We start from the raw sequence: 12452 nt of genomic DNA on the forward strand, positions 1-12452 counted from the left end.
TTGAGGGCTGTCGAATGCTTTTGGATTGCGGTTTGGGAGCGTATTCGCTGTCGCGAGACGCTCCTGCCTTCCGCTTCCTCCATCATTTGACGGATTTAGCTTTTTGTTCGGAATGGTTAACGGCGCGTTAAAGCCAAGCTCGGGCTTCGTCCCGCGTTAGGAGTTTGATCATTTCGCACCTGCACACGTGACAGATGTGCCACAGTGGGGTGGCGTCGCGCTCGCCCACGCCTTTCCGGTGGGATGGCCTTGACCGCGCGCGCGCCGCAGGTTCGAACGCGGGCTCGGCACCGCCACGAGGAATCCCATGCCGTCGCTGTCCACCCTGTCGCCCGAAACGCTGTCGGAGCTGCGCTCCCGCCTGCGCGGCGAGTACGAAGCCCTGAAAGCGCAGGGGCTCAAGCTCGACATGACCCGCGGCAAGCCCGCCTCCGATCAGCTCGACCTCGCCGCCGAGATGCTGGTGCTGCCCGGCAACCGCGACACCACCGCCGAGGACGGCACCGACGCGCGCAACTACGGCAACCTCCAGGGTCTGCCCGAGACCCGCGCGCTGTTCGCGCCGGTGCTCGGCGCGCCGCTTGAGCAGATCGTGGTCGCCAACAATTCGAGCCTCGCGCTGATGCACGACGTGCTCGTCTACGCCCTGCTGAAGGGCGTGCCCGGCGGCGCGGGGCCGTGGTCGAAGCAGGAGCCGATCACGATCCTCTGCCCCGTCCCGGGCTATGACCGCCACTTCGCCCTGTGCGAGGGCTTCGGCATCCGCATGATCCCGATCCCGATGACGGGGGAGGGGCCGGACATGGCGGCGGTCGAGCGCGAGGCCGCCGACCCTTCGGTGAAGGGCATCTGGTGCGTGCCGCAGTACTCGAACCCGAGCGGCGAGACCTATTCCGACGAGACGGTCCGGCGGCTGGCCTCGCTGAAGGCGGCGGCGCCCGATTTCCGTATCCTTTGGGACAACGCCTACGCGGTGCATCACCTCACCGAGGCGCGGCCTGCGCTCGTCAACATTCTGGAGGCCTGCGCCGAGGCCGGAAACCCGGACCGGCCGATCGTGTTCGCCTCGACCTCGAAGGTGACGCTGGCCGGCGCCGGTCTCGCGATGCTCGCCGCCTCGCCCGCCAACGTGAAATGGTATCTCGCCCAGGCCGGGCGCCGCAGCATCGGGCCGGACAAGCTCAACCAGCTCCGCCACGTCCGCTTCCTGCGCGACGCCGCCGGGATCGCGGCGCATATGGAGCGCCACCGCGCCCTGATCGCCCCGAAATTCGCCGCGGTGGAAGAGGCGTTCGCCGCCCGTCTCGACGGTTGGGAGGTTGCGCACTGGAGCCGGCCGCTCGGCGGCTACTTCATCACGCTCGATGTCGCTGATGGCACCGCCTCGCAGGTGGTCCGGCTCGCGGGCGAAGCGGGGATCGCGCTGACCCCGGCCGGCGCGACGCATCCCTACGGCAAGGATCCGCACGACCGGACCCTGCGCATCGCGCCGACCTTTCCGAAGCTCGACGCCGTGCGCAAGGCGGCCGAGGCGGTGGCGCTCTGTACGCTGCTGGCCGCAGTCGAGGCACGGGCGGCGCAGTAGTCGGACAGTCCAACTCCGTCATCGCCAAGCTTGGACCGAGCCGATCCAGCGCGCCGACCGTTCCGGACAGGTCGTGGTGCCGGATCGCCTCTCAGCCCCTCGCGATGAATACCGGGGAGGGGGCGAAGCCCCCCTCACACCACCACGGTGATCGCCTGCGCCGCCCGCGTCAGCCCCGTGTAGAGCCAGCGGGCGCGGTGCTCGCGGAAGGCGTAAGATTCGTCGAACAGGACCACCTTGTCCCATTGCGACCCTTGCGCCTTGTGGACGGTGAGCGCGTAGCCGTAGGTGAACTCGTCAGTCTCGCGGCGCAGGAAGAGCGGGATCTCTTCTTCCGAGCCCTCGATCACCTGCCGCAGCACCTTGATGTCTACGGCGCGGCGGCGCGCGGCCGGGTCGTCCTCGGGCACCACGTCGAGGCGGATCGTGTCGGGGCGGGGCGGCGCGCGCAGGGCTTGCACCGTCCAGGTCGAGCCGTTGAGCAGACCCTTGGTACGGTCGTTGCGCAGGCAGACCAGCTTCTCGCCGACCGACGGCATCGGGTCTTTGTGGCCGGCGAGTTCCCGCAGGCGGTTGTTGTAGAGGCGCCGCGTCCGGTTGAGGCCGACCAGGACCTGATCGCAATCGAGCACCTGGGCCGGGTCGATGTCGCGGCGGCGGACCACCCGGCTCTGGCCGTATTCGCCGACTTCGAGCCGGCCGCCCTCGCGGATCGTCATCGCCATGCGCACGATCGGGTCGTCGGCGGCCTGCCGGTGAACATCGGTGAGCATCACGTCGGGCTCGGCCTCGGTGAAGAAGCCGCCGCCGCGCACCGGCGGCAACTGGGCGGGATCGCCCAGCACCAGCACCGGCTTGTCGAAGGACAGGAGGTCGTGGCCGAGGTCGGAATCGACCATCGAGCACTCGTCGATGACGATGAGGTCGGCCTTGGCCGCCGGGCCGGAGCGGTTGAGGCTGAAGGTCGGGCCGCCCTCGTCGCCCTCCTTGGTGCGGTAGATCAGCGAGTGAATCGTCGCCGCCTCGTCGCAGCCCTTCTGGCGCATGACCGAAGCCGCCTTGCCGGTGAAGGCGCCGTAGACGACCGGGCCGTCGATGTCGTCGGCGATGCGGCGGGCGAGCGTGGTCTTGCCGGTGCCGGCATAGCCGAACAGGCGGAAGACCTGGGAGCCGCCCTCCTTGCGCCAGCGGGCGATGGCTTTCAGCGCCTCGTCCTGTTGCGGGGCGAAACGGGTGGGAAGGGAGGACTCGGCCATGGCGTCACGTCATAAACGAGTCGGCCGATTTGTGGACCGTCTTCCGGTCAGGGCCAGCGCACCGTTGGCGGCAGCGAGGACAGGATCGAGGCGACGTTACCGCCGGTCTTCAGGCCGAAGATCGTGCCGCGGTCGTAGAGCAGGTTGAACTCGACGTAGCGCCCGCGCCGCACCTGCTGCTCCTCCCGGTCGGCCTCGGTCCAGGCTCGGCCGAGGTTGCGCCGGACGATCTCCGGGTAAGCCTTCAGGAAGGCCCCGCCGACATCGCGCGTATAGGCCAGATCGGCCTGCGGATCGCCGGTCCAGTGATAATCGTAGAAGATGCCGCCGATGCCGCGGGGCTCGTTGCGGTGCTTGAGGTGGAAATACTCGTCGCACCACGCCTTGTACTTTTCGTAGTCGGCGGCCGGTGCGTGTTTCTCGCAGGCCTCGCGCAGGCAGGCGTGGAAGAACTGCGTGTCCGCATCCTCCTGCGTCCGGCGCCGGTCGAGCACGGGGGTGAGGTCGGCCCCGCCGCCGAACCACGCCTTCGTCGTGACGACGAAGCGGGTGTTCATGTGCACCGTCGGAACGTTCGGGTTCCAGGGGTGGACGATCAGCGAGATGCCGGTGGCGAAGAAGCGCGGATCTTCGGCCGCACCCGGCATCTGCGCCCGGAACTCCGGGGCGAACTCGCCGTGGACGGTCGAGATGTGCACGCCGGCCTTCTCGAAGACGCGACCCTTCAGCATCGCCATGACGCCGCCGCCGCCCGGCGTGCCGCTATGGTCCGTGCGCTGCCAGGGCGTCTTCTCGAATTTCCCGGCCTCTTTCGGGGCATCCGGATGGAAGGGGCCCGCCGCCTCCTCCTCCAGCGTCTCCAGCGCGGCGACAATCCGGTCGCGTAGCGTGGAGAACCACGCCCCCGCCTCGCTCTTCAGCGCGGCGAGGTCGTCGGGTGAGGGAAGGGGGGGTGCCGTCACATCAGCCATGGACAGGCTTTCCCACCCGAGGGGCGATCCGTCAATTCGGGCTCAGAACTTGTAGGTCAGGCTCCCGAGGATCGTGCGCCGCGTGCCGACGAAGCAATCGCCGCGGGCAAGGCAGGTCGAGAGATACCGCGTGTCGGCGATGTTGGACACGTTGAGCTGCGCGCGCCAATGCGCATCCTCCCAGCCCACCAACGCGTCGGCGAGCGTCACGGCCGGCGTGTTGAAGCTGTTGAGCGAGCCGTCGAACGATTCGCCGATATGGCGCACGCCGCCGCCGACGAGGAAGGAGCCGGGGATGTCGGCCAGGGTGAAGCGGTGGGTCACCCATAGCGAGGCGAGGTGCAGCGGCTGCGTCTCGACCCGCGCTCCGGCATTGTCGCCGGCGGCGTAGCGGGCATCGGTGTAGGCGTAGCTCGCGATGATGTTGGTGTCGTTGTTGATGGTGGCGATGGCTTCGATGTCGCCGCCCTGGATCTTGACCTTGCCGGTCTGGATCGAGATCGGCAGGCCGCTCGGATCGGGGGTCAGCCGGTTGCGCTCCACCGTGTCGTAGATTGCCGCGTTGACCGCGAACCACGGCGTCGGGTTGTACTTGAAGCCGCCCTCGATCTGCTCGCCTTCGATCGGCCGGCAAGCCCCGCCCGCGCAGACATTGGCGCCGAAGATCGGGGTGAACGAGGTCGCGTAGGAGACGTACGGGGTCAGGCCGTTCTCGAAGGCGTACATCAGGCCGATGCGGCCGGTGGTGGCCTCGCCGGCGACACTCTCCGCGCCCCGCGTCGCGCTGTTCACCCAGTCGTGCCGCACCGTGGCGAGCACGATCCATTGGCCGAACTTGATCTGATCCTGCAGGTAGAGTCCGGTCTGGCTCTGCGAGAGCGCGGTCGGCACGCCGAGATCCGGCGGCGTCACGCCGACATAGACCGGCGCGTAGAGGTCGAACGGGCGCGGATCGGTGCCGAAGCCCGTCCGCGTGCTGTCCCATTGCTGGCGGAAATCGACGCCGCCGAGCACGGTGTGCGAGATCGGCCCGGTGTCGAAGCGGCCCTGCAGGTTGGTGTCGGTGGTGATCCGGTCCTTGACCGAGCTGACGCGGTAGGTGAACCGGTCGACCGTGCGGCGGGCCGGGTCGAGGAACGGCGCGTTCGGCAGGGTGGCGCTCGGCGTCAGCGTGTACACGTTGCCGTAGGCCGATTGATACGTCCCGTCGATGTGGCTGTAGCGCAGGTTCTGCCGCAGGATCAGGCTGTCGTCGAAACGGTGCTCGAACAGGCTGGTGATCGAACTCGTCTCGGTCTCGTAGCGGTTGAAGTTCGGGTCGCCCGTGAAGCGGTTGAGCGGGATGAAGCCGTTCGGTCCGGCATAGAGCGAGCCCTCCCGCGGCAGGAAGGCATCCGAGGCGCCGAACGCGTCCTTCTGGTGCAGGCCGATCAGGGTCCAGTTCGTGTCGGCGGAGGGGCGCCACGTCACCGAGGGGTTGATGACGTAGCGGTCGTTGGCGACGAAGTCGGTCTGCGCGTCGGCCAGACGTCCCACGCCGACGAACCGGTAGAGGAGCTGCCCGTCCTCGGTGAGGCGCCCGGTCGAATCCGCGAAGGCTTCCTTCCAGCCGTAATTGCCGAACCGCACCCCGGCCTCGGTGTAGGGCACGTCGAGGGGGCGCTTCGACACGAGGTTGATCAGGCCGCCGACGGGGCTCGATCCGTAGAGGGTCGAGGCGGGGCCGCGCAGCACCTCGAAGCGCGACAGAGTGTAGGGATCGGGCCGCGGCTCGTTGAAGACGTCGGGATCCTTGAGGCGCAGGCCGTCGAGGAAGATCGCCGCGTCCGAGCCGCGGATACGCGGATAGTCGCCGCGGGTGCTCGGGCCATAGGCTTCCGCGGCGACGCCCGCGGTGTACCGCAGGGCTTCCTGCACGCTGGTGGCGGCCTGCTCGCGGACCTGCTGCTCGCCGACGACCGAGATGGATTGCGGCGTCTCCTTCAGCGCCGTGTCCGTCTTGGTGCCGGTGGCGCTGCGCTGGGCGACGTAGCCGGGGACCGGACCGAAGGCGCTCTCGGTGCCGGCCCCGCCCGGACCGCTGCCGCCCCGGCCCGAACCCTCGACGCTCAGCGTCTCGAGCGTCACCGCCTCCTGCGCCCGCGCCATGCCGGACGAGCCGAGGGCGGCGGTGCCGGCGAGAAAAGCGGCGAGGCCATAACGCAGTCGATCACGCAACGCAGACGACATCGAGGAACCCGGTTTCGTTGTTCGCTGAAGAGGCAGCTAGAACGGGGCTCGGGATCGCGCAATGCGGGTTATGTTGCTGGAAGTAGAACGATTCAAGTCTTCAAGGTGATCCGGGTTTGGTTTCAAGCATCAGGCATGATCTTCGGGAAAGCCATGCCTGTTCATATTCTTGCTCCGCTGTTTCTTTTCGGTCACTCGGCCGCGCCGGCATGCCCGTTGGCGGGCGGCTCGACGGCCGTGCCGTTGCGCAACCCGCCGACCAGCGTGTCGAGGCTGCCCTTGCCCTCGGCGAAGCCCGCCTCGTTCAAGATCGCGCCGAGGATCGGGCTGTTGTACTGGTAGCGCAGCAGGTGGCCCGACAGGTTGTCGCCGAGGCTCGCCGAGACGCCGCCGGCGCCGTTGCCGCCGCCCATCATGCCGCCCGCGTCGAAGATGCGGATCGAGTCGATCTTCTCCACCGCCCGCATGCTCTCGCGCAGGGCATCCGGGATGATGCCGAGGCGCTTGAGACCCGTCTCGAAGGCGCGGGCCTCGGCCGAGAGCGCGTTGCGCGCCTCGTTCATGGCCCGCTCGCGCTCGGCCTCGGCTTGGCCGAGCTTGGCGATGGCCTCCGCCCGCGAGGTGGCGGCGGTCGCCTCGGCCTCGGCCAGGGTGATGATGGCATTGGCCCGGTCCTCGGCGGCGCGCCGCTCGGCCTCCGCCGTTACGGTGACGCCGGTCGCCTCCCGCTCGGCCTCCTGCTTGGCAGCGATGACGGTGACCTCGCGCTCGCGCTCGGCGATCTCCTTGGCCTTGGCCGTGGCGACGCGCTCCTCCGCGGCGACGGCGAGCGCTTCGGCCGTCTTGGCGGCGGCGCGGGCCTCCGACTCCTTCTGGGAGCGCTCGGCGATCTTGATGGCGTTGTCCTGAAGGATGAGCTGGCGCTCGCGCTCGGCCTCCGCGTTGCGCTGGGCGATGGCGAGGTCCGCCTCAATCCGCGCGCCCTCCGAGTTCTTGCGCGCCTCGGCCTCGCGCAGGCGCACCGCCTGCTCGCGCTCGATCCGCGCGGTCTCCTCGCTCTGCTGGGCGCGCTGCTCGGCCTGGGCGGTCTCGGCGCGGGTCTCGGCGGTCTTGTTGGCGATGTCGCGTTCCTGGGCGAGTTGCGCCTCGCGAGTGGTGCGCTTGATCTCCAGTTGCTTGAGCGCGGTCTCGCGGTCCTTCTCGGCCACAGCGACCTCGGCGTCGCGCTCTGTGGCGTTGCGCTCCTTGCGGCGCTGCTCGGTGATCTCCTTCAGCCGGGCCAGACCTTCCGCGTCGAACGAGTTGTCGGGGTTGAAATGCTCGATCGAGGTCTGGTCGAGGCGGGTCAGCGAGGCGGATTCGAGTTCGAGGCCGTTGTGGCGCAGGTCGCCCGAGACCGCCTCCTGCACGCCCTTCACGAAGGCGGCGCGCTTTTCCTGAAGGTCGGGCAGGGTCATGCCGGCGGCGACCGAGCGCAGGGCATCGACGAACTTCGCCTCGATCAGCTCGCGCAGCAGCATCGCGTCGTTGGTGCGGTCACCCAGCGTCTGGGCGGCGAGCGCGATGGACTCCTCCTTGGGCTCGACGCGGACGTAGAACTCGACGGTGATGTCGGCCCGCAGGCGGTCCTTGGTGATGAGCGACTCATTTCCTGAGCGCTTCACCTCCAGCCGCAGGGTGTTGAGGTTCACCATGGCGATGGAGTGGAACACCGGCAGCAGCACCGCGCCGCCATCGACCACGACCTTGCGCCCGCCCAGCCCCGTACGGACGAAGGCGGTGTCCCGCGTCGTGCGCCGGTAGAGCCGGCTGAACACGAAGCCGATGCCGAGCAACGCGACGACGATGATGCCGGCGATCACCAGCAGGTTGACGATGCCGGGGCTGACCAAATCCATCGTGAGCGATCCTTTCGGTGGCGGGGGGCGGTGGAGGGGGGAGAAGAAGCGATCAGAGATCCGGCGCGGCGGGCACCGCGACGTAGACGGCGTCGGCACGGTCCACGATCAGGACGCGGGCGCCGGCTTCCATGGCCGGGGCCCCGGGGGCGGCGCGGGTGCGCAGGAAGTGGGTGTTGCCGTGGCGGTCCACCGCGCGGACCTGTCCCGGCAGGCCCTGGTCGAGCGGCCCGAGGGTGACTTCCGCCGTCGCGCCGATCAGGTCGTCGGCCGTGACGACGTAGCTCTCGTCCCGCGGTATCAGCCGGGCGATGGCCTTGGTCGAGACGCGCAGCGCCGGCAGGGTCGCCGCGCCCGCGAGCAGGATCGCGGCCGGCGCCGGCAGGGGCGCGAGGAAGGCGGCGGCCAGGCCCTGCAGCACGAAGCCCGCCAGCGCGAAGACGGCCAGAGCGAGGATCAGCAGGATCAGGAACGGAACCCGTCCGAGATTGATCCACGACATCAGCGCGGCGGGCGAGAGCGCACCGCCGGCATCCGCCGCAGTCGCGAGATCGCCCCCGCCCCCCGTCTCGTGACCGAGGGCACCATCCACCACGGCCGAGAGCGACTGCCCGAGGAAGAGGGACAGCGCCTCCACCACGACGAGGCCGGCCATCACCGCCGCCGCCAGGGTGAAGGGGAACAGGGCGGGAGCGACCAGGGCACTCACGAAGGTCGGCCCTGCTTCAGCGCCGCGAGCCGCCGCTCGATGGCGTCGTCGCGGTGCAGCCGGTCGAGATCCTCGACCGACGGGTCGGCGACCGCCGAGGCCGTGCCTGTGACCCGGTCGATCGCCCGCAGCGATTGTTCGAGCTGGCGGGTGCGCGTCGCCTCCTCGCGGCCGTAACCGTCGAGCGGGTCGGCCGCCTTCGCCGGAGGCTGCCGCAGGAGCGCGATCCGGTGCTCGGCGTCGCGCCGGGCGGCCGTGGCGGCCTGCATCGCCTTCGTCGCCGCCTCGTGCCGCTCCGCCACGTCCGCGAGGCTCGAATCGATCGCCTCGATCTGGCTTTCCAAGTCGAGCTGACGGCTGATGCCGGCCCGCGCCAGATCCTCGCGTCCGCTCGACAGCGCCAGCGACAGCTTCTCGGGCAGGGCCGTCCGCTCGCCGTCGAGTTGGCCGCGGCGGGCGGTGAGGCGGTGCTCCTCGGCCTTGATCTTGCCGAGGTCGAGCCGCGCCTCGTGGATCACCGCGTCGATCTCGCGGAGTGCCTGCTCGGCGACCGCGAGGCCGTTGCGGTCCTCCACCGCGTCGAGGGCGGCGTTGGACAGGCCGCCGATGATCCGGCCGACGCGGGTCAGGATGTTCTCGGGCATGCGGGTCTCCTCCTTCGGTGCGGTGACGGAGACGCCCACCTGGATGGTGAGCGTGTCGCCCGCGAGCGTGAGGCGGGCGCTGGAGAGTTCGCGCCAGGGGCCGTCATAGCCCTCGACACGGTAGGGCATCGTGCGCCGGCCGCTCATGGTGGTCAGCGCGATCTCCGAGGCGCCCTTCACGCTGAACAGCTTGTCGTCGAGCGGCATCGACGTGACGGTCTCGGGGGCGAACCCGGCGGCGCGCTGCGCGAAGTCGCGGATGCCGAGGGTCACGAGGCGGGCCGGAAGTCCGGTCTCGTCGCGGGCACGCCCGTAGCCGTGCTCGATCAGGGCGACGACGTTGGCCCGCAAGCCATGCTCCCGGCGGATCTCTTCGAGCAGAACGAGCATCCGCCGATAGGCCGCGAGCATGGCGCGAATAGCATCGAGATCGGCCGGCTCGGGGAGGAGCCGGTAGGTGAGGCGAGAAGGAAGGGTTCCTGAGCGAGTCACGAGTCGAGGCTAAAACACCGTTTCGGTGTTTTCAAGCGTGGCACACGCCTCGGATGCAGCATTCGGGCGGCAGCGCCCGCGCTGAGTGTGTGAAGGCACGTCGATCCCGCTTGATGGGCCGGCGGCGCGATACGGTGGCTGATGCTGCCGCGCGATGGCAGCGCAACGCGTCCCGGCGAGTCCCCGGCCGTCGAGGCGGGCCAGCAACGAAAAAGACCCCGCCGGTTGGGGCGAGGTCTCTCGGTCGTGCCGTGGTGCGTGGGTCAGGCGGCCCGGACCGTCGCGAGGAAGCGCTGCACCTCCGCCGACAGGTGTTCGGATTGGCGCGACAGCTCGGAGGACGAGACCAGCACCTGGCTCGCGGCCATGCCGGTTTCCTCCGAGGCCTGGGCCACCCCGGAGATGTTGCGCGTCACCTCGGAGGTGCCGCTCGATGCCTGCGAGACGTTGCGCACGATTTCCTGCGTCGCCGCGCCCTGTTCCTCGACGGCCGCCGCGATACCGGTCGCGACGTTGTTGATCTCCCGGATCCGGCTGGCGATGGCGCCGATCGCCGTGACGGCCTGATCCGTGACCCCCTGGATCTCGCCGATCTGGCCCGAGATCTCCTCGGTGGCGCGCGCCGTCTGGCTGGCGAGTTCCTTCACCTCGGATGCCACGACTGCAAAGCCGCGCCCGGCTTCGCCCGCCCGCGCCGCCTCGATGGTCGCGTTCAGCGCCAGTAGGTTGGTCTGCGAGGCGATATTGGAGATGAGCCCAACCATGTCGCCGATCCGGGCCGAGGTGGTCCGCAGCGCCTGGACGAGATGGGTGGTCTGGTCGGCCTCGCCCACGGCCGCCTGCGCCAAGCCGGCGGAGCCCTGCACCTGGCGGCCGATCTCCTGGACCGAAACTCCGAGCTCCTCGGCGGCGGCCGCGACCGTGCCGACGTTGGAGGCGGCTTCCTCCGCGGCTGCGGCGACCGTGGTGGATTGCGAGGCGGTCTCGGTCGCGCTCGCGGTCATCTGCTGGGCGGTCGCCTGCAATTCGGTCGCCGAGGACGACACCATGCCGACGATGCCGCCGACCGCCGCCTCGAAGCCGTCGGCCAACTCGATCATCGTGCGCTTGCGCTCCGCCGCCGCGGCTTCGTCCGTACGACGGCGCACTTCGGCCTCCTCGGCGGCCTTGCGGGCCACCATGGTCTTGATGCCCTCGACGGCCCGGCCGACGGCGCCGATCTCGTCGCCGCGGGTGGCCTCCTTGATCTCGGCCTCGATCTCGCCGCGCGCCATCCGCTGCAGGACGTTGACGAGGCTGCCGAGCGGACGGGTCACCGCCAGCACGACGATCAGGCCGGCCAGCACCATGGCCCCCAGCAGGCCGACAACCGCGAAACCGATGAGTGTGTAGGTGCCGCGATCCGAGGCTTCGATCGCATGAGCCTTCGCCGATGCCAGCTCGTTGGCCAGCACTGTGGACCGATTCTGCATCCACTCGTTCAGCTTCAGCCGGGCCGGGATTCCGACATCCCGCGCGATCCGGAAGGCCTCGTCACCCTGCTGACGCATGCCGAGGTCGTAGACGCGATCGAGGGTTGCGAAAAAGCTCTCGATGTCGCGGCGCATCGCCTCGTTAGCGGTCCGCCGCTCCGGTGTGTCGGCGAGCGTGATGAGCCGGTCTGCGGCCTCTCGCGCCTCCGCCATGCCGCCCTGCTGACGCGTCCGGAAGCGGGCTTTGTTCTGCGGGTCGTTGTCGAGCAGCATGTTACGGTCCATCACCACCGCCTCGGTGATGCCGCCGCGCATGTGCATCAGCGCGTCCAGACGCACGGCCTGGACATCGACGATCCTGCCCGTCTGTGCCGAGAGACCGCGCATCACGTCGCGCGCGTAGACGATTAGGCCAGCGCTGATCATGAGCGTCAAAATTAAAGGTAAAGCGATTTTAACGATAAGCCTGGCGTTGCTGAAAAATCGCATCGAATTACCCATAATTTCGGCAAAGTGCCTAAAAGGTATTCATTGATTCGCCAGTAAAAACTGAGTTAACATTTTTTATAAAGCGGGCGGCCTCGTCGCGTACCGCTGGCTTCGGTGACGGAACGTCGAACGGGTATCCCCTCCGGGATCAGACGCCGTCCAACCGACCGTCACCCCACCTGCCGGATCGCCTCGCCCAGCATCATCGCCGCGCAGACGGCGACGTTGAGCGAGCGCAGGCCCGGCCGGATCGGCACGACGATGCGGGCATCGGCTGCCGCGTGGACCGCCTCCGGCACGCCGGCGGATTCACGGCCGAGCAGGAGGCAGTCGCCGTCGCGGAACGCGTGCTGCGTGTAGGGCACCGCGCCGGCGGTGGTGGCGAGCACGAGGCGGATGCCGGCCTCGCGCCGCCACGTCTCGAAGGCGTCCCAGGAGCGGTGCCGGGTGATCGCGACGTGGTCGAGATAGTCCAGCCCCGAGCGGCGCAGGTGTCGGTCGGACACGTCGAAGCCCGCCGGCTCGATGATCTCCACCGCGACCCCGAGGCAGGCGGCCATGCGCAGCATCGTGCCCGTGTTCTGCGGGATGTCGGGCTGGTAGAGGGCGAGACGCAGCATCGGCGGGGCGGATTTGCGAAGGGGCAAGGCGGGGCAGGGTCTTGCCTGCGGCATGGGCGCGGGGTTGGCCCGGCGTCAAGGAGGCTT

Annotated in this window: 9 protein-coding genes; 1 reads left to right on the forward strand and 8 read right to left on the reverse strand. The window is 69.2% G+C overall.

Translation table 11 applies throughout. The annotated features are described in order from the left end of the window. Positions 1-307 precede the first annotated feature (307 nt). Positions 308-1585, forward strand: coding sequence for an aminotransferase class I/II-fold pyridoxal phosphate-dependent enzyme (locus J2W78_RS01685; protein WP_253367456.1), 1278 nt, complete (start codon positions 308-310; stop codon positions 1583-1585). Positions 1586-1719: 134 nt separating this feature from the next. On the opposite strand, the gene J2W78_RS01690 is transcribed toward J2W78_RS01685, so the two are convergent. From J2W78_RS01690 to J2W78_RS01725, 8 genes are all read right to left on the reverse strand, one after another. Further along, a complete protein-coding gene (locus J2W78_RS01690) occupies positions 1720-2841 on the reverse strand; it encodes an ATP-dependent DNA helicase (protein WP_253367458.1) in 1122 nt (373 codons plus the stop codon). Between the two features lie 47 nt (positions 2842-2888). After that, a complete protein-coding gene (gene hemF, locus J2W78_RS01695; RefSeq protein WP_253367460.1) occupies positions 2889-3812 on the reverse strand; it encodes an oxygen-dependent coproporphyrinogen oxidase in 924 nt (307 codons plus the stop codon). Between the two features lie 42 nt (positions 3813-3854). After that, positions 3855-6041 carry a TonB-dependent siderophore receptor gene (locus J2W78_RS01700; RefSeq protein WP_253455087.1) on the reverse strand — a complete coding sequence of 729 codons (2187 nt, stop codon included), beginning with the start codon at positions 6039-6041 and terminating at the stop codon, positions 3855-3857. A 191-nt stretch (positions 6042-6232) separates the two neighbouring features. Continuing rightward, positions 6233-7939 (reverse strand): flotillin family protein, encoded by a 1707-nt coding sequence (locus J2W78_RS01705; RefSeq protein ID WP_253367464.1) that lies wholly within the window; start codon positions 7937-7939, stop codon positions 6233-6235. A 52-nt stretch (positions 7940-7991) separates the two neighbouring features. Further along, positions 7992-8648, reverse strand: a complete 657-nt coding sequence (locus J2W78_RS01710; RefSeq protein ID WP_253367466.1) for an OB-fold-containig protein — start codon at positions 8646-8648, stop codon at positions 7992-7994. Beyond that, positions 8645-9703 (reverse strand): PspA/IM30 family protein, encoded by a 1059-nt coding sequence (locus J2W78_RS01715; RefSeq protein WP_253367468.1) that lies wholly within the window; start codon positions 9701-9703, stop codon positions 8645-8647. Before J2W78_RS01715 ends, J2W78_RS01710 begins: the two co-directional genes overlap by 4 nt. A gap of 344 nt (positions 9704-10047) precedes the next feature. Next, on the reverse strand, positions 10048-11745 hold the full coding sequence (locus J2W78_RS01720; protein ID WP_253367470.1) for a methyl-accepting chemotaxis protein: 1698 nt from the start codon (positions 11743-11745) through the stop codon (positions 10048-10050). Positions 11746-11915: 170 nt separating this feature from the next. Further along, positions 11916-12365, reverse strand: a complete 450-nt coding sequence (locus J2W78_RS01725; RefSeq protein WP_253367471.1) for a tRNA (cytidine(34)-2'-O)-methyltransferase — start codon at positions 12363-12365, stop codon at positions 11916-11918. Between the last annotated feature and the right edge of the window lie 87 nt (positions 12366-12452).

Origin of the sequence: Methylorubrum extorquens (assembly GCF_024169925.1) — a bacterium.
Classification (GTDB): domain Bacteria; phylum Pseudomonadota; class Alphaproteobacteria; order Rhizobiales; family Beijerinckiaceae; genus Methylobacterium; species Methylobacterium extorquens_A.